Below are 21,144 nucleotides of genomic sequence, written 5' to 3' on the forward strand. Positions count from 1 at the left end.
CCCCCACAGCCCCCACCTCCCCCGCGTTCGGAGACTTCACCGGCGAGCAGCTCGCTCAGATCTGCATCGACGACACCCGGTCGACCTTCAACCCGGATGTGACCTTCGACATCGAGGACACGCGCATCGAGCGGCGCACCGTGACTCCCGAGTGGCTCGTGATCGTTCCCGCGAGGACCGGCGGTCTGGACGCGCGATCGCTCTGCACGATCGGAGGCACGCCTGCGTCCCCCGTGGTCGAGATGGCATCGGGATCCATCGAGGACCTCCCGGAGGAGCAGATCCAGAGGCTGATCCGGGGCGAGAACGAAGGGACCAATCCCTGATGTGCGGCACGGATGGGGATTCCTCTCCGCCGGGCCGAGAACCGCACGGCGGGATTTCCCGCCGTGGGGTGCTCCTCGCGACGGGCCTCGCGCTCGGAGCGACCGCTTTCAGCGTGGACCTGTTCTCTCCGCAGCTGAGCGCGAACGCAGCGGGGACCTACCTCCGTCCCTGCGGCGACGTCCCCATCTCGAGCACGTGGCAGGGGCATCGGAATCGGAAGCCCCCGTCCGGAGAGCCCGGCACCGATTACGCGGTCGCCATGCGCTCACCGATCAGAGCCGCGACCGGCGGCGTCATCGTCGACCGGAAGGACACGACCGATTCGGCGACCGGACGGTACATCGCCCTGCGCGCCGACGACGGCAACTACATCCGCTACCTGCACCTCGCCTCGAGCGCCGTCGCGATCGGGACCAGAGTGAGCAGGGGCCAGGTGATCGCCTACTCCGGCGCTTCAGGATTCGGCAGCGAGACCGGCTACGGCTCCCATGTCCACGTGTCCCTCTGGCTCGGCGGCACGCCGAGCCAGCTGGGCTTCCCCAACACCGTCAACTTCGAGAATCTCGTCGACGGCGGCCCTGTACCCATCTACCCGGAGGACGACCCCGTGCCCACCCATCAGTCGACCGACTTCGCCACCTCTGTCGCACTTCCCGCGAACACGTGGACCACCGTCGCCGTCGCCGCAGGACAGCTCTACCTCGCGATCGTCGGCAACGGGATCGTGGAGACCGGTGACGTGTCTCTCAACCTCAAGGCGAACGGACTCACGACCGGTCTCCAGGTGCGGCTCGTGGCCGAGAAGCTCGCGTCGAACTCGGGCCCCGTGGTCACGACCCTCGTCCAGCCCGTGACGGAGATCCGTGCCACCGCCGCAGCCGGCAGCCCCACCCAGGGACAGCATGCGCAGTCCTACCAGCTGGTCGGCCCGATGCGGCTCTTCGTGCAGCTGATGGCCCTCAACAGCGGGGTGACCCTCACCGGGATCTCGGTCAGGAAGAACTACTGGACCTCCTGAGCACGAAGTGGAAGCACCGTCGTCTCCGAGATCTGCGCTCCGCTCGGACTGCGTCGACGCTCTCCCCGGCGGATGCCGCGCTGACGACGCACAGCATCGACCACCGGCGCCGGTCGATGCACGGATCCGTCGTGGGAGCAAGGGGCATGAGGATATTCACCGCGCGGCATACACTCGCGGAGTGGTAGATGCAGAAGAACGTACCTCCGCCGTCCTGTGGGCGTGCGTCGAGGAGGGATTCCACGTCGGAAGTCGCGGGGGCGACTTCCTCGGTTACGTCGATCGACAGCCGGACGGCGCCCATCGGGCCTTCGACGCCCACTCCGCTCTCGTGGGCGACTACTCCACCCTCCATGAGGCGACCGCGGCGGTCGTCGCTGCGGCCGACGGACGCACCGGCCGCCCCGACTCGCGGACCGACGACCTGCAGGGGAAGGCGCAGTGACCGCGACCACGACCGCGCAGCTCATCTCGCTCGTCTACACGAGCACCGCCTCGCAGCCCTTCCGTGAGACCGCGCTGGAGGAGCTCCTCTCGGTCTGCCGCACCCGCAACGCCTCGCGGCACGTGACGGGCATGCTGCTGTATCGCGAGGGACGGTTCATCCAGGTCCTGGAGGGCGACCCCGAGACGGTCGAGCGGCTCGTCGAGACGATCGGCCGCGATCCCCGGCACCGGGACATGAGGATCCTGCTGACCGAGCAGATCGAGGAGCGTCGGTTCGGGGACTGGACCATGGGCTACCGGGCGTTCCGTTCGGGACCGGACACCGCCCCTGCGGGATATCGGGACTCCTTCGGAGATCTGGATGCAGGCTCGGACACGGCGATGAGCAGGCGCGCGCTCGCCGAGCTCACGCTGTGGTTCCGGGTGCGCTCCGCATCCGTCGGGTCTCCGTCACCTGCGTGAGCCGACCGAGGAGCCGCGCTCACGACGACGGCGACGGCGTGGCTTCCTGCCGGCGCGGGGACGCGGTGGTCAACTGAATGGTCGGAATCAGAGAGTGAGGGGCGCCATGCGTCGGAACAGCGCGAAGTCGCAGGCCAAGCGGATGGATGCGGTGGAGACCCTCCCGGCGCAGCCGAAGACGGCGGCGGCCGCTCTCGCCCGCATGAACCCCTTCACGTACGGCCTGCTCGGCGCGCTCGGGGTCCTCGTCGCGCTCATGATCGGCGGCATCGTCGATCAGCTCGCGACCGTGCTCGTCTACATCGGCGTCGCGGTCTTCCTCGCGCTGGGCCTGGATCCGATCGTCACCTTCATCGAACGGAAGCTCCCTCGCCCGGCGGCGGTCGCGATCGTCGTCTCCGCGGTCATCCTCGCCTTCGCGGGCATCATCCTCGCCATCGTCCCCATCCTCGTCGAGCAGATCTCGAATCTGATCGAGGATGGCCCGAAGATGATCGAGGACTTCATGTCCAGCGCCTGGTTCACGGACATCAGCGAGCAGTTCGGCTCCACCTTCGACGACGCCGCCCAGGGCGTGCTGAGCTTCGTGCAGGACCCCGGGAACATCCTCAACATCAGCGGCGGCGTCTTCGCCGTGGGCGCCGGGATCGCCGGGGGCTTCACGGGCGTGACGATCGTCCTTATCCTCACCCTCTACTTCATGGCCTCGCTGCGGAGCATGAAGGCCGTCGCCGCCCGCTTCGTCCCCGCCTACCAGCGGGACACGTTCCGAGGGCTTCTGGAAGACGTCTCCGGCGCCGTCGGCCGCTACGTCATGGGGCAGGCGAGCCTCGCCCTGATCAACGGCATCCTGAGTCTCATCGTCCTGAGCATCATCGGCGCGCCGGTCCCTGCCCTGCTCGCGCTGATCGCGTTCATCGGCTCGATGATCCCGCTCGTCGGCACCCTGAGCGCATCGATCATCAACGCGCTCATCTGCCTGATCGTGAGCCCCGTCACCGCCCTGATCGCCTTCGGGTACTACCTCGTCTACATGCAGGTGGAGGCATACATCCTCTCGCCACGGATCATGAACAAGGCTGTCGCCGTGCCGGGAGCCCTCGTCGTGATCGCAGCCGTGGCCGGCGGCGCACTCGGCGGCATCCTCGGGGCGCTGGTCGCCATCCCCGTCGCCGCCAGCGCCATCATCATCGTGCAGAAGGTCGTCTTCCCGGCGCAGGATCGCAAGATCGTGCCTCCCGGGACCCTCAGCGAGAGCTGACCGCGCTCGGCGACGGGTCAGCCCTCAGCGCACCGTGAGCGCGCCCGGCTGGACCCGCACAGAGAACTCCGAGACCTGACCGACCTCCTCGCCGTCGATCTCGAAGGTCTGCGGGGAGGCGAGCCTGACGCTGATGCGCTCGGCGGCGACGTGCGTGGTGGACTCCGTGCTCACGGCCTGATCGACGGCGCCGAAGGCCCGCCTGATCCCGTTCTCCCAGATGAAGGAGCGGACGGTGTCGAGCCACTGCAGGGGTCCGTCGGCGCTCACGAGGAGCATGTCGAGCTGGCCGTCGTCGATCAGGGCGTCCGGCAGCAGCCGGATGCCGCCCTGCAGCATGCCGCAGTTGCCGATGAGCATCGTGTGCCCGCGGAAACCCTGCGGTTCGCCGTCGTCGAGGGTGAGGGTGATGTCGGTCATCTCGGTGCCCGCGAGCGCCCGCCCCATGGCCTCGACGTACGCGATCCATCCGGCCCGGTTCTTCAGATCCTCGTCGGTCTCGACCAGCATCTGCGCGTCGATGCCGAAGCCGACCATCACGACGAAGGCGTGCTCCTCGCCGTCGCGCTCCACCCAGCCCATGTCGATCGCGCGCGGCTCGCCGTCACGCACCCGACGGAGCGCCGCCGGGATGTCCCCCAGCGGCACGTCGAGGTTGCGGGCCAGCAGATTGCCCGTCCCCTGGGGGACGATGCCGAGGGCGACTCCGCTGCCGGCCAGCCCCTCCGCGACGGCGCGGACGGTGCCGTCGCCACCCGCGGCGATCACGATCTCGCAGCCCGCCTCGATGGCGTCCGCCGCCATCCCGCGACCGGGATCCTCGATCGTCGTCTCCCACCACCGCACGGGCGAGTCGTCGCCCCCGCCGAAGACCTCCTCCACCGCCGCCTTCAGCTTGTCGCCGCCGGGCTTCGACGGGTTCCAGATCACACCGATGGTCGTGTCGGTCATTGGTCAGCTTCTTCCTGTTGCATCCGGTCGGCGATCTCGATGGCGATCAGCCGTAGAAGAGGTCCTCGAAGGCCCTGCGCGCGCGTCGCGTGACTCCGAGATAGTCGTCCTCGAGCTCGCTCGCCGAGCGGTCGGGGTACCCGAGCAGTCGGCCGATGGCGTCGAGATCACGGGGGTCGGTGGGGAGCACGTCGCTCGTCCGCCCCGTGTACAGGGTGATCGCTGATCGCAGCCGGCTCGAGAGCCGCCACGCGTCGCGGAGCAGATCAGCGGATGCCGGCGGGACGAGCGCCGCCGCGACGGCGGCGTCGAGGGCCGCGATGGTCGACGTCGTCCGCAGCTCGGGAATCTCGTGCGCGTGCTGGAGCTGCAGCAGCTGCACGAGCCACTCGACGTCGCTGAGGGTGCCCGGGCCGAGCTTCAGATGCCGTCGCGGATCGACACCCTGCGGCAGACGCTCCCCCTCGACGCGCGCCTTGATGCGCTTGATCTCACGCGTGCCCTGGAGATCGACCGCGGAGGGATACCGGATGCTGTCGGCGAGCTCGGTGAATCTCGCGATCAGCGTCGCGCTGCCGGCCACGCCGCGGGCCCGGAGCAGCGCCTGCGCCTCCCATGACAGCGACCAGCGCCGGTAGTACTCGGCGTACGCGTCGATCGTCCGCACCACCGGGCCGTTCCGTCCCTCCGGGCGGAGGTCGGCGTCGAGGTCGAGCGGCACCCGGTGGTCGGTGAGGTTCTCCCGCAACCCCGCGACGATGCGCTTCGCGAGGGTCTCGGCGCGCTGCGGCTCGACGCCGTTCGCGTCGTAGACATAGAGGATGTCCGCGTCCGAACCGAAGCCGAGCTCCGCTCCTCCGAACCGCCCCATGCCGATGACGGCGAAGTCCAGGGCGTCGTCCTCCGCCGGCACGATCTCCCGACGCACGGCGCGCAGGCCGGCCTGGATGGTCGCGTCGGTGATCTCGGTCAGCGAGCGCGCGATCTCCTCGATCGTCAGGACGTCGAGCACCCCGCCCATGGCCGTGCGGAGGAGCTCACGTCGCCGCAGAGCGCGCACCGCCTGCATCGCATCGCCGACGCCGCGCTGTCGCGTCTGGATCGCGCGGGCCTCCTCGTCGAGGGCGGCGCCGCTGCGGGGGCGCAGCAGATCGCTGCTGTCGAGCCACGCCACCGACTCCGGTATCCACTCCATCAGCTCGCCCACGTAGCGCGAGGACGACAGCAGCCGGGTGAGGCTCTCTGCGGCGCCGGACGAGTCGCGGAGCATCCGCAGGAACCACGGGGTGTCGCCGAGCCGCTCGCTGATCCGGCGGAACGCCAGCAGCGCGTAGTCCGGGTCGCTGCCGTCCGCGAACCAGCGCACCATCACCGGCATGAGATGGCGCTGGATCGTGGCCTTGCGGCTGAGCCCGGTGGTCAGGGCCCCGATGTGACGGAGCGCGCCGGCGGGATCGCGAAATCCGATGGCCATCAGGCGGTCGTGCGCCTGCGCGGTCGACAGGGATCGCTCGCCCTCGGGCAGCGACGCCACCGCGCTGAGGAGCGGCCGGTAGAACAGCCGCGTGTGGATGTCGCGGACCTCTCGCCGCACACCCTCCCACCGCGCCCACATCGCCTCGCCCGAGTCGGCGAGGCCGCTGCTGCGCGCCAGCACACGCAGCCCTGATGGTGTCCGGGGCACGAGATGGGTCCTGCTGAGCTCCCGCAGCTGCAGGCGGTGCTCCATGAGTCGGAGGAGGCGATAGTCGTCGCTGAAGCTCGCCGCGTCGGCGCGGCCGATGTAGCCGCCCTCGACCAGGGCGTCGAGAGTCTCGATCGTCCCGCGCGTGCGCAGCCGGGGATCGGTGAGGCCGTGCACGAGCTGCAGGAGCTGGACGGTGAACTCGATGTCGCGCAGGCCGCCCGCTCCGAGCTTGAGCTGATACGGAGCGTCCTCGGGATCGATGTGCTCCATCACGCGCTCGCGCATCCGCTGCACGCTGTCGACGAAGTCCTCCCTGGCCGCGCTGGAGAACACCTTCGGCTGCAGCGCGGCGATGTAGTCGTCTCCGAGCTCCGGGTCGCCCGCCAGCGGACGCGCCTTGAGCAGCGCCTGGAACTCCCAGCTCTTCGCCCACCGGTCGTAGTAGGCCACGTGCGAGGCGAGGGAGCGGACGAGCGCTCCCTGCTTGCCCTCGGGCCGCAGCGCGGCGTCGACCTCCCAGAGCGGGGGCTCGACCTCGATGCCGCTGAGTCCGCGCATCGTCTCGCGCGCCAGCCTGGTGGCGATGTCGATCGCGCGCGACTCCTCGACGATCTCCTCGTCGCGGGTGCCGCCGACGAAGATCACGTCGACATCGCTGACGTAGTTGAGCTCCCGCGCTCCGGCCTTGCCCATGCCGATGATCGCGAGCCGCGTGGCGGCCACCCGGTCGCGGTCCACGGTCTCGGAGAGCCGCGTCCTGGCGACCGCGAGCGATGCCTCGAGCGCCGCACCCGCCAGGTCGGCGAGAGCGGCGGCCACGTCGCCGACGACCATGAGGGGATTGTGCGCGGTGAGATCGGCGGCGGCGATCGCGGCGACCGCACGTCGGTATGCCACGCGGAGCGCGACGACCGTGCCGTCGTCCCCCGCACGGGCGAACCCGTCGACGGCGCCGACGGCGCTGAGCATCCGATCCGTCAGCTCCTCCGCCCCGGGAAGCGCGGCGCCGGTCTCCGACAGCACCACGACCTCCGACGGATGCCGGGAGAAGAAGTCCGCGAGGCCCTGCGAGGCACCGAACACGCGCCAGGCCCGTGCACGCGTCGCGCGGTCGGCGACCAGCTCGGTCAGGGGCTGCGCGTCGCGACGAGCGACCCGCAGCAGGCCGTCGACGGCCGCATCCGGATCGGCCGCCACGGCCCCGTCGAGCAGGGTCGCCCTGTCGATGCGCAGCAGCGACTCGAGCTCGGCGAGCTTCGTCGAGGCCTCGCTGAGCTCGGCGAACCCGAGCCTGGCCAGTGCGGACAGGGAGACGGAGACGTCCGATCTGGCCATGCGCGAGGTCAGAGCAGCTCGAGGTTGTTCTTCAGCTCCAGAGGAGTGACCTGGCCGCGATAGGCCTCCCACTCCTTGCGCTTGTTGAGCAGCACGTAGTTGAACACCGACTCGCCGAGTGTCTCGGCCACGAGCTCGGACTTCTCCATGTACTCGAGCGCATGGTCGAGGCTGGCCGGCAGAGCCGAGTAGCCCAGGGCCCGGCGCTCGGCGTCGCTGAGAGACCAGACGTTGTCCTCGGCCTCCGGCGGGAGCTCGTACTCCTCCTCGATGCCCTTGAGTCCGGCGGCGAGCATGAGCGCGTACGCGAGGTACGGGTTCGCCGCCGAGTCCAGTGCGCGGTACTCCACGCGCGACGACCCGCCCTTGTTGGGCTTGTACATCGGGACGCGGACGAGAGCGGAGCGGTTGTTGTGCCCCCACGTGACGAAGCTCGGCGCCTCGTCGCCGCCCCAGAGTCGCTTGTAGGAGTTGACGAACTGGTTCGTGACAGCGGCCATCTCGTTCGCGTGACGCAGCAGGCCGGCGATGAAGTGCCGTCCCGTCTTCGACAGCTGGTACTTGGCGCCCTCCTCGTAGAACGCGTTGCGCTCCCCCTCGAAGAGGGACATGTGGGTGTGCATGCCGCTGCCGGGGTGCCCGCTTAGGGGCTTCGGCATGAAGGTCGCGTACACGCCCTGCTCGATGGCGACCTCCTTGATGACCGTGCGGAAGGTCATCACGTTGTCCGCCATCGTCAGCGCATCCGCGTACCGCAGGTCGATCTCGTTCTGGCCGGGGCCGCCCTCGTGGTGGCTGAACTCGACCGAGATGCCGAGGTCCTCCAGCATCCGCACCGAGCGTCGGCGGAAGTCGTGGGCCGTGCCGCCCGGCACGTTGTCGAAGTAGCCGGCGGAGTCGACGGGGACGGGCCCCTCCGGGCCGTAGGACGAGGACTTGAGGAGGTAGAACTCGATCTCGGGGTGCGTGTAGAACGTGAACCCCGCGTCGGCGGCCTTGGCCAGCGTGCGCTTGAGGACGTGACGGGGATCGGACACCGCAGGGCGACCGTCGGGCGTCGTGATGTCGCAGAACATGCGCGCCGTGGGGTCGATCTCGCCGCGCCACGGGAGGGTCTGGAAGGTCGTGGGATCGGGCTGCGCCAGCAGGTCGGACTCGTAGCTGCGGGTGAGTCCCTCGATCGCCGAGCCGTCGAAGCCGATGCCCTCGGCGAAGGCGCCCTCGACCTCGGCGGGCGCGATCGCCACGGACTTCAGCGTGCCGATGACGTCGGTGAACCACAGACGCACGAACTTGACGCCGCGCTCCTCGATCGTCCGGAGGACGAAGTCCCTCTGCTTGTCCATGCTCACTCTGCGGCCTTGCCGGAGCCGGCGTCCCAGCCGTTCTCGGCGGCTTCCTCCTCGGCCCAGGCGCGCGAGCGCTCCTGCAGCTTCTCGGGAGCGCGGGCGGCCTCGTGCTCGGTGTCGAAGGGACCGACGCGGTCCGCGGACGGCGAGATCATGCCGAACTCGACCTGGCCGGTGGACAGGTTGTACCAGTACTTCTCGTCGCCGTTCGACATGGTCGATCCCTTCATCACGTGGTGTCATCGATCCTATCGGCGCTGAGCGCGGTCGCTAAGCTATCGACCATGGCAAAAGCGATCGGCGTCGACATCGGCGGCACGGGTATCAAGGCGGGTCTCGTCGACCTCGAGCACGGCATCATGGCATCCGACCGGGTGCGGGTCCCCACCCCTGAGGGCGCATCGCCCCAGGACGTCCTGCAGGCGGTCCAGACCGTGCTGAAGACCCTCGACGTCCACGACTCCACGCTTCCCCTCGGTGTCGCCTTCCCGGCGATCGTCAAGCGCGGCAAGACGCTGTCGGCCGCCAACGTGTCGAAGGAGTGGATCGACTTCGACGCGGAGCGCTTCTTCCGCGACGGGCTCGGCCGCAACATCGTCTTCGTCAACGATGCGGATGCCGCGGGCGTCGCCGAGGCGCGTCACGGAGCGGCCCGTGACGTCCGCGGCTTCACGCTGCTCACGACGCTCGGAACGGGCATCGGCTCGGCCTTCCTCTACGACGGCGTGCTGCTGCCGAACACCGAGCTCGGCCACCTGAACTTCGGCGAGTACGAGTCGGTCGAGACCTTCGCCGCCACCTCCGCTCGCGAGCGCGAGGGCCTCTCCTGGGCCGAGTGGGCCGAGCGCCTGCAGAAGTTCTACTCGCACATCGAGTTCCTCTTCAGCCCCGACCTGTTCGTGGTCGGCGGCGGCGTGTCGAAGAACGCGGGCGACTTCCTGCCGCTCCTCGATCTGAAGACGCCGATCGTCCCGGCGATCCACCGCAACAACTCCGGCATCATCGGCGCCGCGTCGCTCGCCGGCGACTAGGCCCCGACACCGAAGGCCCCGCTGATCGGCGGGGCCTTCGTCATGTGCGAGGCGAATGGGCCGACCTGTACGCCGGGTTCTGTTCGGGGGTTCTTCGCCCCTTCGACGGCCATCTCTCTCGGCGACACGTTGCCGTGGCACTCTAGCGGTCTACCCGAGGACTCGGCGAGCCGCGTCAACATCCTCTGTCTGACCTTGCTCCGGACGAGGTTTACCTGGCGGGCCATGTCACCATGGCCCCCGGTGGTCTCTTACACCACCCTTTCACCCTTACCCCTTGCGGGGCGGTCTGCTCTCTGTGGCACTTTCTCGCGGATTGCTCCGGGTGGGCGTTACCCACCGTCCTGCCCTGAGGAGCCCGGACGTTCCTCGGTGCGGTTGCCCGCCACGCGACCGTCCAGTCGACCCATTCGCACGTCCAGTCTACGCGGGACGCCCCTCCTTCTCGGCGGACTCCGCGATGCGAAGATCGAGCGGCACGTCGATCGGGAAGTCGCCGAACATCCGCCGGGTGGCCACGGCCGCGGCCTCGCGGACGGCATCCGCCGCAGCGTCGGCCTGTTCGGCCGGAACGTGGAGGATCACCTCGTCGTGCAGGAAGAACGCCAGGTGGGCGCGCGTGCCGAAGGCTCCGGACGCCGCTGCCGGACGGTGCGCGTCGGGCAGCTGCTGCAGCCGGTGGCGGATCTCGGCGAGCCAGATGAGCGACCATTCCGCTGCCGTGCCCTGCACGACGAAGTTGCGGGTGAAGCGCCCCCAGTCCCGGGCGCGGCGACGAGCGACCGCCACATCGGCGGGGTCGGCGTCGGCGCCCGTGGCCTCGGACTGCAGCCGGGACCAGTCAGCGGAGGGGCGCGGCGAGGAGCGCCCGAGCCAGGTCGACACGACGCCGCCGTCCTCGCCGGTCCGCGCCGCCGCGTCGACCAGGGCCATCGCGCGCGGGTAGACCTTGCGGAGCCGCGGCACCAGGCGGCCGCTGTCTCCCGTCGTCGCGCCGTACATCGCGCCGAGGACGGCGTACTTGGCCTCCTCGCGCGTGCCCACCGCTCCGGAATCGACGACACCCGCGTAGAGATCGCGCCCCTGCGCCGCCCGCGCCATCGCCCGGTCGGACGCCATCGCCGCCAGCATCCGCGGCTCCAGCTGCGCGACGTCGGCGACGACGAGGGTCCATCCCTCGTCCGCGCGCACCGCCGCTCGGAGTGCGCGCGGGAGCTGCAGCGCTCCCCCGCCGGCCGAGGCCCACCGCCCGGTCACGACACCGCCCGGGATGTAGACCGGCCGGAAGCGGCCGTCGCGGACCCACTCGGCGAGCCATGCCCAGCCGTTGGCGCTGAGCATGCGCGAGAGCTTCTTGTACGCGAGGAGGGGTGCGACGACCGGATGCTCGTGCTGCGCCAGCTCCCAGCGGCTGGTGGAGTCGACCTGGACCCCGACGCGGTGCAGCGCCCGGAGCAGCTTGGGCTGGCTCTCCAGGTTCAGCGTCGCGTCGCCGAGCACGGCGCGGATGCGGTCGGCCGCCTCGGCCATCCGGCTCGGAGTCCCTCCGGCCACCGGGCGCGTGCCCAGGATCTCGGTGAGGATGCCGTCGTGCACCGACTCGTTCCACGGCAGCCCGGCCGCGCGCATCTCCTCGGCGATCAGTCCGCCGGCCGATTCCGCGGAGGTGAGCAGGACGAGTCGCCCGTCGACGTTCGCATCGATGACGCGTCGCTGCTCGCGATACTGGGCGAGCGCATCGTCGACCGGATCGTCGGGCGCGTGCTCGTCGAGGACGTCGAAGAGCGCGGGCGCCTGCTCGACGGGGTCCCGCCGCACCCACGAGGCGGAGGGCGCCAGAGGACGAGCGACGGCGTCGGTGTCGCGGAGGATCGCATGGCAGAGCACGAGGTCGTGCGTGCGGCCGAGGAGCACGCCGGCGTCCAGGAGCGCCGGATAGACGTCGCGTGCGCTGCGGATCACCCAGCGCGGCGCATCGCGGGCCTCCTGCTCGGACACCCACCCCGGCAGTTCGGAGGCCGACAGGGAGCGCCGCCCGGTCTCCATGCCGTGGGCGTCGAGATCGACGGCCGCGAACATGCCGGGACCCGACGCGAGCAGCGCGACCCGCCGCTCGATCCGGCGCCGCGAGCTCACCGCCTCCGCGCTCGCGGCGCGGCGCTCACAGTCCGGAATCCTCGGTGCGCACCAGGATGCATCCGCACTCGGGGCACGACACGACGGCGTCCACGGCCGCGCGGCGGATGTCGTTGAGATCGGTGCCCGGAAGCAGGATGCGGCATCCTTCGCAGGTGCCTCGGGTCAGCAGTGCGGCCCCCGCGCTGTTCGCGGCGCGGCGCGTGTACTCCGCGAGGAGCGGTGCGGGGAGCGATGCGGTGACCGCCTCCCGATCGCGCGCGAGCTGCGCTCCGAGCTCCGTCGCCGCCGCCACGTCCGCCTTGGCCTGCGCCGTGAGCGCGGATCCCTCGGCGGTCGTGGTGTCGAGCAGGGCCTGCTGCGCGGCGACGGCGGCGTCGGCGTCCTCGACGCGACCCATCACGTCGAGCTCGATGTCCTCGAGATCGCTCTGTCGCCGTGCCAGGCTGGCGAGCTCGTGCTCGAGCGCCTGCGCCTCCTTCGGATTCGTCGCGCTCGCGAGGCGCTCGGCATCGCGGGCTCGGCGCTTCTCGACGAGCGAGACGTCGGTCTCGAGGCGGGTGAGCTCGGTGCGGACGTCGTCGCGCGTGCCGGTGAGAGAGGTGAGCTCCCGCAGCTGCGCCTGGCGGATCGCGACGAGTTCGCTGATGCGAGCCGCCTGCGACGGGGAGGTGCGCGCCCGTTCCGCCTGCGCGATGCGGCGGTCCAGGTCGGCGACGTCGAGCAGGATGCGCTGATGTTCGGGGCTGGCGTTCACGCTTCCAAATCTACTCGGTGCGCGATCTGCGCGGTGCGCCCGCCCATCTGCATCACTCGATCCGGCCGTCGACGTACTGCCACCGCCGGTCGTCTCGCACGAAACGGCTGCGCTCGCGCAGCGACCCGCGCTCCCCGCCCTGACGCCAGAACGCCTCGAACTCGACGACGCCCTCGCGGTCGAACGGTCCGCCGGCCACGCGGTCGACGATCAGGAGTCGTCGCCACTCGAGGTCCCCGTCGAGCTCGAGGGAGGCGGGACGCGTGGACGGATGCCAGCTGTCGAGCAGATACGCCGCGTCGCGGAGTGCGAAGGCCGTGTAGCGCGAGCGCATCAGCCGCTCCGCGGACGGGGCGGGAGCGCCTGCGAGGAGCGGTGCGCAGCACGTGCCGAACGTGCCGCCGGAGCCGCAGGGACAGCGCGCGGACGCGGAGGCGAGCGTGTCATCCGGCGCCATGTTCCCTGCTTCCGACATGGCTCCAGCGTACGCTGGCGATATGACGGCTCTCCCCCGCTTCACCGCGCACAACGGCTTCGTCCTCCCTGTGATCGGCCTCGGCACGTACGCCCTGAACGGCGACGCCGGGGCGGACGCCGTGACGTCGGCCATCGACGCCGGATACCGCCTGATCGACTCGGCGTTCAACTACGAGAACGAGGGGTCGGTGGGCCGTGGGGTCCGTTCAGCCGACGTCGATCGCTCCGAGCTCATCGTCACCACCAAGCTCCCGGGACGGCACCACCCGTCGGCCGAGGCGCGGACGAGCATCGAGGAGAGCCGCTCGCGACTCGGGCTCGACGCGACGGACCTGCACCTCATCCACTGGCCGAACCCGAGTCAGGACGAGTACGTGCAGGCCTGGGCGGCCCTGGTCGAGGCGCAGGAGCGAGGTGTCGTGCGCCAGATCGGCGTGTCGAACTTCCTCCCCGAGCATCTCGAGCGGATCGAGCGCGAGACCGGCGTGCGGCCCGTCGTCAACCAGATCGAGGTGCACCCCTACTTCCCTCAGACGGACCAGCTCGCGTACCACCGCGAGCACGGCATCCTCACCGAGGCGTGGAGTCCGCTCGGACGCGCGAAGGAGCTCCTCGACGAGCCGGTCGTCCGGGAGGTCGCGGCGGCGCACGGCGTCACGCCGGCCCAGACCGTGCTGGCGTGGCACGTCGCTCGCGAGACCGTCGCCATCCCGAAGGCGTCGTCCCTCGAGCACCAGCGCGCGAACCTCGCAGCCGGAGAGATCCTCCTCGAGCGCGCGGAGGTCGAGGCGATCACCGCACTCGGACGCGCGGACGGGCGTCTCTTCGGCGCCGACCCCGCGACGCACGAGGAGTCGTGACGCCGCTCCTAGACTGACGGCATGCTCGTCATCGCCGGTGTCCGCGTCACTCCGACGACCGCTCGGGTGTACTTCGGGATCCAGGCCCTCGCGGGCGCCGCATGGTGGGCGGCGGTCTTCTCGTCGGATGCCGTGCGGCAGGCGACTCTCGGAGCACTCCCCGTTCCCCTCGTCGCGACCCTGGACATCCCGCTCTTCGTCGTGGCGTCGGTCGTCGCGGCGTGCGGCATCCGCGTGGCCCTCTGGGTCGTCGTCCCGTGGACCGCCGTCGTCGCCGTCGGCATGGCCGGGTATGCGACGATCACCGGGCTCGCGGGATGGGGTGCGCTGCTGATGGTGCTCGCCGCGGGCGCGAGTCTCGCCGCCGGCATCGTCATCCTCTGCGGCCGGGCGCCCGTCGAGTGGCTCGTGACCGGGCCGATGGCCTTCCGCACAGCCGCTCCGGTCGGGCGGGAGCGCCTCCTCGCCCGCACGGGACTGCAGACCCTGTTCTTCTGGGGGACGTTCCTCGTCGCGATCCCCCTCGTCGTGTCGTGGATCGAATCGCGGTGGGGGATCCGCCTCGACATGCCGTTCGCCGTCCGGATCGCGGGAGCGGTGGTCCTCGGCGCCGCGACGGTGCTGGGCGTCTGGTCCGGGATCTCGATGTCGACGAAGGGCGAGGGCACGCCGCTGCCGTCGCAGATGGCGCGTCGGCTCGTGGTGGTCGGCCCCTACCGCCTCGTCCGCAACCCGATGGCCGTCGCGGGAATCGCCCAGGGCGTGGCCGTCGGTCTGATCCTCGGATCATGGCTCGTCGTGGTGTACTCGCTGCTCGGCTCTGTGCTCTGGAACACGGTCGTGCGCCCGCTCGAGGAGGCCGATCTCGCCGCGCGCTTCGGAGCGGAGTTCGAGGAGTACCGCGCGCGGGTGTCGTGCTGGGTGCCGCTCAGACCCGCTGCGTCCCGAGCACTCTGAGGAGCTCCAGCTTTCCGGCGGCGTCGGTTCCGGGCGCCGCGGTGAGGACGACGAGCGCCTGGGACTCGTCCTCCGTGAAGAGCGCCTGACAGTCCACCTCGATCGGACCGATCTCCGGATGGATCAGCACCTTGCGGTCGTCGAAGCGCCGTCGCACCTCGTGCACCTCCCACAGAGTGCGGAACTCCTCGCTGCGGGCGGAGAGCTCCCGCACGATCTCGCCCGCCCGCGATCGCTCGCCGAGCACCCCGTAGGCCGCTCGGAGGGATGCGACCAGCACCCTGCTGCGGTGGGGATGATCCGGTCCCGGATAGAGGCGGCGTTCGTCCGCCGGGTGGGCGAACCAGCGGTAGATCCCGCTGCGCTCGATGCCCGTGAGGCCGCTCGCGTCACCGAGGAGGGCGCGTGCGGCGTCGTTCTGCACCAGGACCTCGTCGAGCACCGAGACGACGAACGCCGGGCTGTCGTCGAGCCGATCGAGCACGCGGAGCATCCCGGGATGGACGTAGTCGGTGAACGTCGTGCGGTCGGGCGCGCTGTGGCCGCAGACGCGGTGCAGATAGTCGCGCTCGTCCGGGGTGAGACGCAGGGCGCGCGAGAGCGAGGCGAGGATCTGGGCGCTCGGCTGCGGTCCGCGACGCTGCTCGAGGCGCGTGTAGTAGTCGGTGGACATCGCGGCCAGCTGGGCCACCTCCTCACGGCGGAGTCCCGGGGTACGCCGCCGCGGCCCGGCGCTGAGCCCGACGTCCGACGGGCGAAGCTGCTCGCGCCGGCGCACGAGGAACTCCGAAAGCGCGTCTCTGTCCATGCGAGAAGTATCCCCCGCCGCGCGCCACGCGATCCAGGGACCCCGGATCCCCGGATCACACCTCCCTGGAGCGCGCTCGCGGATGATCGGAGGGTGGAGGCATGGACATCAGCGGAAACACCATCTTCATCCCCGGCGCGACGAGCGGCATCGGACTCGAGCTGGCCCGGGCGTTCGCCGCCCGGGGCAACACCGTCATCGTCGGCGGCCGTCGCACGGAGCTGCTCGACCGGATCGCGGCGGAGAATCCCGGGATCCACACCGTGCGGATCGACACCGCCGATCCCGACAGCATCGCGGACGCCTCCCGTGCCGTGCTCGCCGACCACCCCGATCTCAACGTGCTGGTCACCATGGCGGGCATCATGCGGAGCGAGGACTGGACGGCGCCCTCCGGCTTCCTCGCGACGGCGGAGGCGACGGTGACGACGAACCTGCTCGGGCCGATCCGCCTCATCGCGGCCTTCATCGAGCACCTGCGGTCGCGGCCCGATGCGACCATCATGACGGTCTCCTCCGGCCTCGCCTTCGCCCCGCTCCGCGTCACCCCGACGTACAACGCGACGAAGGCCGCGATCCACATGCTCAGCGAATCGCTGCGACTGCAGCTGGTCGACTCGACCGTGAAGGTGCTGGAGCTCGAGCCCCCCGCGGTGCGCACGGCGCTGATGCCCGGGCAGGAGACAAGCGACTTCGCCATGCCGCTCGACGACTTCGTCTCCGAGGTGATCGGCCTCGTCGAGTCACAGTCCGAGGCGACGGAGATCCAGGTGGAGAACGTGAAGTTCCTGCGGTACGGCGAGGCCCGCGGAGACTACGCGCAGGTGGTGGCGACCCTCAACGGCCGCGACCCGCACGCGCGCTGAGGAGTCGATCGGCACGTCGCGGTCGGCGCGGGCGTCACAGCGCCGCGTCGACCGCCTCGGCCGCGGTCCGGTGGGTGAATGCGAACCCCGAGGCCTCGAGCACGGCCGGCTTCACATCGGCATCCGACAGCAGGAGCGAGTCCGCGGCGGCCCTGCTGAGCCCGACACGGAGCGCCCAGGCAGGAGCCGGCAGCCAGAAGGGCCGCCCCATGCGGCGGGCCAGCGCGCGCCCGACGTCGTTCGCGGATGCCGTCGTCGGTCCCGTGAGGTTCACCGGACCCTGCAGTCCGGCATCGAGCACGTGCCGGATGGCGCGCACCTCGTCGTCCAGGGAGATCCACGGCCAGATCTGCGCGCCTCCCCCGAGCGGACCCGCGAGACCGAAGCGGGTGAGCTGGATCATCGGCGCCAGCACGCCGCGTCGGTGGATGATCGGAGCGGTGCGAAGGAGCGCCACCCGTGCGTCGTCGCCGGCGCGCCTGGCCTCGTGCTCCCACCGGACGCAGAGCCTGGCGAGGAAGGTGTCGCCGGCGCGCTCGTCCTCCGTGAGGATCCGCCCCGGAGCGCTCCCGTAGAAGCCGACGGCGGATGCCGAGAGGAACGACGGCGCATCTCCGCCCAGTTCGCGCACCGCGGTCGCGAGCGTGCGTGTCGTCGTGATGCGGGAGTCGATCAGCTCGCGACGATAACGCGTCGTCCACGGCAGTCGTCCGACGCTCGCGCCGCCGAGTGCGATCACGGCGTCCGCGCCGGCCAGGACATCCGGTCGGAGCTCGTGCTCGCCGGGGAACCACTGGACCTCGTCCGGTCCGCTCGGCGTCCGGCGCACGAGGGTCGTGACCTCGGCCCCGTCGGCTCGCAGGGAGGCCGCGAGGGCCGTGCCGATGAGCCCTGATGCGCCGCTGATGACGACTCGCTGTGCCATGATCGCTCCCGTTCGCGTATCGGAATGCTGCTTCCGCCGAGTCTGGCACGCCGCACCGCCCGCCGGTGTCGGAGGCCCGCCGATGTCGGAAGGCCCGCCGGTGTCGGAGGCCGCCGGTACCGTGCCGGTCATGACCGAACCCGTGCAGGCGTGGTGGGCGCGACGACAGTTCTCCCGTGACCGCGAGGTGCCGTACGCCGTGGGCACGTACCGCGCCGCATGGGCCGCGTATCCAGAGCTGATCCGCCAGTACCATCCGGAGCTCAACCACGGCATCGCGCTCTCACAGGTGCCGCTCGGAGCCGACGTCCTGCTGTGCTGGGAGTGCCGGATCGGGCATCGGTTCGCTGCGACGCCCACCGAGCAGCGCGAGAGACCGGGGCGGGTGCGACGGCAGTCCGCCTGGTGTCCCGACTGCTCGGCGCTCGCGCGACCGCAGCCCGTCGTGCTCGGCGAGGCGAGGGCCATCCCCCGCCGTCCCCGGACGCCGGCCGCTCCGCTCTGCACGCGGACGCCGCAGCTCGCGACCGGCACGGCGTTCGCCAGCGAATGCGCCCCGGCGCCCGCATCCGCGGCAGAGGCCGCCCTGCGGGCATCCCTCGCCGCGCGGATCGCGTTCACCCCGGGTCTCACCGCGATCAAGGTCGCCAGGCCGTTCTTCCGGCACACCGAGGTCTGGCCGGACATCATCCTGCCGGAGCTGCGGATCGCCCTCGAGTACGACACCGTGGGGAGGCACGGCCTCGAGCATGTCGGCACGAGGGAGAAGACCGACCTGCGCAAGGACCGGGCGATCCGCGCCGCCGGGTGGGAGGTGGTCCGCATCCGGACCGGCCGCCTGCAGCCTCTCGGCCCGCACGATCTGCAGATGTCGTCGATCTCCGAGCGCGGCGTCGATCGCATCGTCGACGCGCTGCGGCGGATCCGCGGGCCGCTGCTCGTCGACGCCTATCTCACGGACCGGTGACGGCCCGCCACTCCGAGGTCAGGAATCGCGCGTCCCCGGCGGCGACGATCTGCGCGTTGTCGTTCGGCCCGATCTCGGGGCGCATGGTGAGGCCGCCGACCTCGAGGCTCGGGATGAGCCCGCGGATGCACTGGATGCCGCCGCGGACGAGCAGCTCGGCGGTCTGCTCCGGCGAGGAGGCGGTCGCGATCACCGCATCGTCGTGGGCGATCAGCATCGAGTGCCAGCGCCGTGCCGCGCCGTCGGCGTCGAGAGTGAAGCGCAGCAGTCCCTGCGGCGCGGCCTCGACCTCGATCTCGATCCGGCCGTCGACTGGCCGGTCCTCCCCCGTGGACTCGCTCATCCTGGTCCCCCGACCCCGGCGGTCCCACACCGCCGTCCGCTCAGGATACTGGTCGCGGGCCGTCCGCGGACTCCGATCCCTGAGCGCGACCGCGGCCAGGGGCGACGTCGCGACACGCCCGACGCACGCCTGTTTCCGGTTTCGTCTTACGGTTCTCCGATCCGAACCGATAGACAGTACGGGGAGCGAAGGCGGAGGACTGTGACAAGCACCTACATCGAGGCCGGCGGGCACGTCCGCGTCTACGACGACGCCGTGCGCACCCATCAGGTGTTCCCCCTCGGCACCTATCGCGTGCACTTCAGCTCCAAGGAGGGCTTCAGCCTCGTCAAGATCGACGACCTCACCGTGGGCACCGAGCGCATCTACGGCGGCCGCGATCGCAAGGTCGCGAAGATCTTCCGCTCCTACGCCCTCGCCGACCGCAGCCTCGGTGTGATGCTCTCGGGCGACAAGGGCATCGGCAAGTCGCTGTTCCTCCGCATGGTCGCCGCAGCCGCGCGCGAGCAGGGCCTTCCGGTCGTCATCGTCTCGGAGGACCACGACGGCATCGTCGAGTTCCTCGACAGCCTCGACGAGTGCCTGATCGTGCTCGACGAGTTCGAGAAGATCTTCCCCGCGGGCCGCCGAGGGCACGGCGACGGATCGAACCGCCAGAACCAGTTCCTCTCGCTGTTCGACGGCCTCTCGTCGGTGAAGCGCATCTACTGCCTCACGGTGAACGACGTCGCCGACGTCAGCACGTATCTCGTGAACCGGCCGGGGCGGTTCCACTACCACATGCGCTTCGAGTACCCCGGTCCCGAGGAGGTCAGGCAGTATCTGCTCGACCAGGCGCCGAACGCGGCGCCCGAAGAGATCGAGAACGTCGCGCTGTTCTCGCGACGGGCTCGACTGAACTACGACCATCTCCGCGCGATCGCCTTCGAGCTGGAGCAGCCGGAAACACTGTTCTCGGAGGTGGTCGAGGATCTCAACATCAAGTCGATCGAGCCGAGCACGTACCGCATCGAGGCGCGCTTCCCCGACGGCAAGGTGTGGTCGGAGGAGGTCGAGATGAATCTCTTCGAACGCGGCGACGTCGGCCGCACTTTCGAACTGCGCAACGGGACGCGGTCGATCTTCGCGTCGTTCGTCCCGAAGGACCTCATCTTCGAGCCCGACGGCGGCATCTTCGTGCCGATCACGCGGCTGGAGCTGCTCGACGATGAAGACGAGGAGCCGGAGATCTACCCCACGTCGGTCGGGCTCACGCTCATCGGACAGGCGGCCTACGGGTTCGGTCTCTGAGCCACGGGGTCAGGCGCCGACGCTGCGCGGCATCAGCGCCCTGGTGAGACGCTGGCCGCCGGCCGCGATGCGCTCGAGATACGAGTCGATGACCGGTGCCGACGATCGCGACGCGCGGTGGGCGGCCGCACGCGCGTCGTCCGCATAGTGGCGGTCGAGGGCGTCGCGCAGCATCCGCACCGCCTCGGCGCGGTGCTGCGAGACAGCGGCGTGCGAGACGCCGAGCTCGTCGGCGACTTCGGTGACGGTGCGGTCCTCGAAGTAGACCGCACGGATGATCGACCGCTTGCGATCGGGCAGGGCGTCGATGGCGCGATGGAGCAGGGCGGCGCGCTCGGTCGCGACCGCGAGGTCCTCCGGCAGCTGGTCGGTCCCGGCGACCTCGCGCTCATCGGCGGCGTCCAGGCTGAGGATCAGACGCTCGGCATCGGCGAGGCCTTCGCGCACCTCCGTGGCGTCGACCCCCATGGCGGCGGCGATCTCCGCCACGGTGGGCGTGCGTCCCAGGGTCGCCGCGAGCCTCTCGCGCGCCGTCGTGGTGCGCCTCGCCCGCACGCGGATGGCACGGGGCGCCCAGTCCATCGACCGCAGCTCGTCCTTGAGCGCCCAGTCGATCCGGCCTCGGGCGAAGGCGCCGAACGGGATGCCGAGGCTGGCGTCGAACGTCTCGGCGGCGCGCACGAGCGCGAAGGCGCCTGCGGAGGCGAGATCATCGCGCGAGACGTGCGTCGCCCGCGACGACAGCCGCGCCGTCGCGGCCCCCACGATGTGCAGGTGATCGACCACGAGCTGATTGCGCGCACGCTGGGGCATCGGATCCCGTCTCTTCCCTCTTCGTGCGAGTCTCCACCGGCGCCTCGCGAAACGATCACTCCCCAGCGACCGGTCTC

Annotated in this window: 22 protein-coding genes and 1 other RNA gene; 11 read left to right on the forward strand and 12 right to left on the reverse strand. The window is 70.6% G+C overall.

The window, feature by feature from the left end; translation table 11 throughout:
- The 5 genes from A4X16_RS18065 to A4X16_RS07875 form a co-directional block, all read left to right on the forward strand.
- On the forward strand, positions 1-326 hold a 326-nt coding region (locus tag A4X16_RS18065; protein ID WP_067118955.1), incomplete at its 5' end, for a hypothetical protein.
- Positions 326-1,345 carry a M23 family metallopeptidase gene (locus A4X16_RS07860; RefSeq protein ID WP_082914357.1) on the forward strand — a complete coding sequence of 340 codons (1,020 nt, stop codon included), beginning with the start codon at positions 326-328 and terminating at the stop codon, positions 1,343-1,345. The genes A4X16_RS18065 and A4X16_RS07860, both read left to right, overlap by 1 nt.
- A gap of 181 nt (positions 1,346-1,526) precedes the next feature.
- Positions 1,527-1,790, forward strand: a complete 264-nt coding sequence (locus A4X16_RS07865) for a hypothetical protein (protein WP_082914358.1) — start codon at positions 1,527-1,529, stop codon at positions 1,788-1,790.
- Positions 1,787-2,254 (forward strand): BLUF domain-containing protein, encoded by a 468-nt coding sequence (locus A4X16_RS07870; RefSeq protein ID WP_067118961.1) that lies wholly within the window; start codon positions 1,787-1,789, stop codon positions 2,252-2,254. The genes A4X16_RS07865 and A4X16_RS07870 overlap by 4 nt, the downstream gene beginning before the upstream one ends.
- Before the next feature lie 106 nt (positions 2,255-2,360).
- Positions 2,361-3,515, forward strand: coding sequence for an AI-2E family transporter (locus tag A4X16_RS07875; RefSeq protein ID WP_082914359.1), 1,155 nt, complete (start codon positions 2,361-2,363; stop codon positions 3,513-3,515).
- Between the two features lie 24 nt (positions 3,516-3,539).
- Here A4X16_RS07875 and A4X16_RS07880 read toward each other — a convergent pair whose 3' ends face one another.
- Genes A4X16_RS07880 through A4X16_RS07895 form a run of 4 tightly spaced genes read right to left on the reverse strand, consistent with a single transcriptional unit; the run spans position 3,540 to position 9,052 of the window.
- Positions 3,540-4,466 carry a diacylglycerol/lipid kinase family protein gene (locus A4X16_RS07880; RefSeq protein WP_067118964.1) on the reverse strand — a complete coding sequence of 309 codons (927 nt, stop codon included), beginning with the start codon at positions 4,464-4,466 and terminating at the stop codon, positions 3,540-3,542.
- 46 nt (positions 4,467-4,512) lie between these two features.
- The gene (locus A4X16_RS07885; protein ID WP_067118967.1) at positions 4,513-7,488 is read right to left on the reverse strand and encodes a bifunctional [glutamine synthetase] adenylyltransferase/[glutamine synthetase]-adenylyl-L-tyrosine phosphorylase; all 2,976 of its coding nucleotides are present in this window, start codon (positions 7,486-7,488) and stop codon (positions 4,513-4,515) included.
- An 8-nt stretch (positions 7,489-7,496) separates the two neighbouring features.
- Entirely contained in the window at positions 7,497-8,834 is a 1,338-nt protein-coding gene (gene glnA / locus A4X16_RS07890; RefSeq protein ID WP_067118971.1) for a type I glutamate--ammonia ligase, read from the reverse strand.
- A 2-nt stretch (positions 8,835-8,836) separates the two neighbouring features.
- The gene (locus tag A4X16_RS07895) at positions 8,837-9,052 is read right to left on the reverse strand and encodes a hypothetical protein (RefSeq protein WP_067119165.1); all 216 of its coding nucleotides are present in this window, start codon (positions 9,050-9,052) and stop codon (positions 8,837-8,839) included.
- Positions 9,053-9,121: 69 nt separating this feature from the next.
- On the opposite strand from A4X16_RS07895, the gene ppgK reads away from it, so the two are divergent.
- Positions 9,122-9,868, forward strand: a complete 747-nt coding sequence (gene ppgK / locus A4X16_RS07900; RefSeq protein WP_067118974.1) for a polyphosphate--glucose phosphotransferase — start codon at positions 9,122-9,124, stop codon at positions 9,866-9,868.
- A gap of 52 nt (positions 9,869-9,920) precedes the next feature.
- Here ppgK and rnpB read toward each other — a convergent pair.
- The 4 genes from rnpB to A4X16_RS07920 form a co-directional block, all read right to left on the reverse strand.
- Positions 9,921-10,277, reverse strand: an RNA gene (gene rnpB, locus A4X16_RS07905) — RNase P RNA component class A.
- Positions 10,278-10,291: 14 nt separating this feature from the next.
- Positions 10,292-12,004 carry a bifunctional 3'-5' exonuclease/DNA polymerase gene (locus tag A4X16_RS07910; protein ID WP_269454896.1) on the reverse strand — a complete coding sequence of 571 codons (1,713 nt, stop codon included), beginning with the start codon at positions 12,002-12,004 and terminating at the stop codon, positions 10,292-10,294.
- Between the two features lie 25 nt (positions 12,005-12,029).
- Positions 12,030-12,761 (reverse strand): zinc ribbon domain-containing protein, encoded by a 732-nt coding sequence (locus tag A4X16_RS07915; protein WP_067118977.1) that lies wholly within the window; start codon positions 12,759-12,761, stop codon positions 12,030-12,032.
- A 52-nt stretch (positions 12,762-12,813) separates the two neighbouring features.
- Positions 12,814-13,236, reverse strand: coding sequence for a YchJ family protein (locus A4X16_RS07920; RefSeq protein ID WP_231880305.1), 423 nt, complete (start codon positions 13,234-13,236; stop codon positions 12,814-12,816).
- A gap of 22 nt (positions 13,237-13,258) precedes the next feature.
- Between A4X16_RS07920 and A4X16_RS07925 the strand changes: the two genes are divergently transcribed.
- The gene (locus tag A4X16_RS07925; protein WP_067118983.1) at positions 13,259-14,098 is read left to right on the forward strand and encodes an aldo/keto reductase; all 840 of its coding nucleotides are present in this window, start codon (positions 13,259-13,261) and stop codon (positions 14,096-14,098) included.
- A gap of 21 nt (positions 14,099-14,119) precedes the next feature.
- Positions 14,120-15,055: a methyltransferase family protein gene (locus A4X16_RS07930; RefSeq protein ID WP_067118986.1), complete on the forward strand. Its 936-nt coding sequence runs from the start codon at positions 14,120-14,122 to the stop codon at positions 15,053-15,055.
- Here the strand turns inward: A4X16_RS07930 and A4X16_RS07935 are convergent.
- Positions 15,027-15,863: a helix-turn-helix transcriptional regulator gene (locus tag A4X16_RS07935; protein WP_067118989.1), complete on the reverse strand. Its 837-nt coding sequence runs from the start codon at positions 15,861-15,863 to the stop codon at positions 15,027-15,029. The two genes, A4X16_RS07930 and A4X16_RS07935, sit on opposite strands and share 29 nt — an antisense overlap.
- Positions 15,864-15,964: 101 nt before the next feature.
- On the opposite strand from A4X16_RS07935, the gene A4X16_RS07940 reads away from it, so the two are divergent.
- Positions 15,965-16,729 carry an SDR family oxidoreductase gene (locus A4X16_RS07940; RefSeq protein WP_067118992.1) on the forward strand — a complete coding sequence of 255 codons (765 nt, stop codon included), beginning with the start codon at positions 15,965-15,967 and terminating at the stop codon, positions 16,727-16,729.
- 34 nt (positions 16,730-16,763) lie between these two features.
- On the opposite strand, the gene A4X16_RS07945 is transcribed toward A4X16_RS07940, so the two are convergent.
- Positions 16,764-17,654: a TIGR01777 family oxidoreductase gene (locus A4X16_RS07945; RefSeq protein ID WP_067118995.1), complete on the reverse strand. Its 891-nt coding sequence runs from the start codon at positions 17,652-17,654 to the stop codon at positions 16,764-16,766.
- A gap of 130 nt (positions 17,655-17,784) precedes the next feature.
- Here A4X16_RS07945 and A4X16_RS07950 point away from each other — a divergent pair, with 130 nt between their 5' ends.
- Positions 17,785-18,621, forward strand: a complete 837-nt coding sequence (locus A4X16_RS07950) for a zinc-ribbon domain-containing protein (RefSeq protein WP_067119170.1) — start codon at positions 17,785-17,787, stop codon at positions 18,619-18,621.
- Here A4X16_RS07950 and A4X16_RS07955 read toward each other — a convergent pair.
- Positions 18,608-18,964 (reverse strand): hypothetical protein, encoded by a 357-nt coding sequence (locus tag A4X16_RS07955; RefSeq protein ID WP_067118998.1) that lies wholly within the window; start codon positions 18,962-18,964, stop codon positions 18,608-18,610. The two genes, A4X16_RS07950 and A4X16_RS07955, sit on opposite strands and share 14 nt — an antisense overlap.
- A 201-nt stretch (positions 18,965-19,165) precedes the next feature.
- Here A4X16_RS07955 and A4X16_RS07960 point away from each other — a divergent pair, with 201 nt between their 5' ends.
- On the forward strand, positions 19,166-20,254 hold the full coding sequence (locus A4X16_RS07960) for an AAA family ATPase (protein WP_067119001.1): 1,089 nt from the start codon (positions 19,166-19,168) through the stop codon (positions 20,252-20,254).
- A 9-nt stretch (positions 20,255-20,263) separates the two neighbouring features.
- On the opposite strand, the gene A4X16_RS07965 is transcribed toward A4X16_RS07960, so the two are convergent.
- A complete protein-coding gene (locus A4X16_RS07965) occupies positions 20,264-21,067 on the reverse strand; it encodes a sigma-70 family RNA polymerase sigma factor (RefSeq protein ID WP_067119004.1) in 804 nt (267 codons plus the stop codon).
- Between the last annotated feature and the right edge of the window lie 77 nt (positions 21,068-21,144).

It is taken from the genome of Microbacterium sp. H83, assembly GCF_001650405.1.
Classification (GTDB): Bacteria; Actinomycetota; Actinomycetes; order Actinomycetales; family Microbacteriaceae; genus Microbacterium.

What these genes read in the sequence shown, in the direction of transcription:
- A4X16_RS07860 (WP_082914357.1), top strand. Translation starts at nt 326, where the DNA reads ATGTGCGGCACGGATGGGGATTCCTCTCCGCCGGGCCGAGAACCGCAC.
- A4X16_RS07875 (WP_082914359.1), top strand. Translation starts at nt 2,361, where the DNA reads ATGCGTCGGAACAGCGCGAAGTCGCAGGCCAAGCGGATGGATGCGGTG.
- A4X16_RS07880 (WP_067118964.1), bottom strand. Translation starts at nt 4,466, where the DNA reads ATGACCGACACGACCATCGGTGTGATCTGGAACCCGTCGAAGCCCGGC.
- A4X16_RS07885 (WP_067118967.1), bottom strand. Translation starts at nt 7,488, where the DNA reads ATGGCCAGATCGGACGTCTCCGTCTCCCTGTCCGCACTGGCCAGGCTC.
- glnA (WP_067118971.1), bottom strand. Translation starts at nt 8,834, where the DNA reads ATGGACAAGCAGAGGGACTTCGTCCTCCGGACGATCGAGGAGCGCGGC.
- A4X16_RS07895 (WP_067119165.1), bottom strand. Translation starts at nt 9,052, where the DNA reads ATGTCGAACGGCGACGAGAAGTACTGGTACAACCTGTCCACCGGCCAG.
- ppgK (WP_067118974.1), top strand. Translation starts at nt 9,122, where the DNA reads ATGGCAAAAGCGATCGGCGTCGACATCGGCGGCACGGGTATCAAGGCG.
- A4X16_RS07920 (WP_231880305.1), bottom strand. Translation starts at nt 13,236, where the DNA reads ATGTCGGAAGCAGGGAACATGGCGCCGGATGACACGCTCGCCTCCGCG.
- A4X16_RS07925 (WP_067118983.1), top strand. Translation starts at nt 13,259, where the DNA reads ATGACGGCTCTCCCCCGCTTCACCGCGCACAACGGCTTCGTCCTCCCT.
- A4X16_RS07930 (WP_067118986.1), top strand. Translation starts at nt 14,120, where the DNA reads ATGCTCGTCATCGCCGGTGTCCGCGTCACTCCGACGACCGCTCGGGTG.
- A4X16_RS07935 (WP_067118989.1), bottom strand. Translation starts at nt 15,863, where the DNA reads ATGGACAGAGACGCGCTTTCGGAGTTCCTCGTGCGCCGGCGCGAGCAG.
- A4X16_RS07940 (WP_067118992.1), top strand. Translation starts at nt 15,965, where the DNA reads ATGGACATCAGCGGAAACACCATCTTCATCCCCGGCGCGACGAGCGGC.
- A4X16_RS07945 (WP_067118995.1), bottom strand. Translation starts at nt 17,654, where the DNA reads ATGGCACAGCGAGTCGTCATCAGCGGCGCATCAGGGCTCATCGGCACG.
- A4X16_RS07950 (WP_067119170.1), top strand. Translation starts at nt 17,785, where the DNA reads ATGACCGAACCCGTGCAGGCGTGGTGGGCGCGACGACAGTTCTCCCGT.
- A4X16_RS07955 (WP_067118998.1), bottom strand. Translation starts at nt 18,964, where the DNA reads ATGAGCGAGTCCACGGGGGAGGACCGGCCAGTCGACGGCCGGATCGAG.
- A4X16_RS07965 (WP_067119004.1), bottom strand. Translation starts at nt 21,067, where the DNA reads ATGCCCCAGCGTGCGCGCAATCAGCTCGTGGTCGATCACCTGCACATC.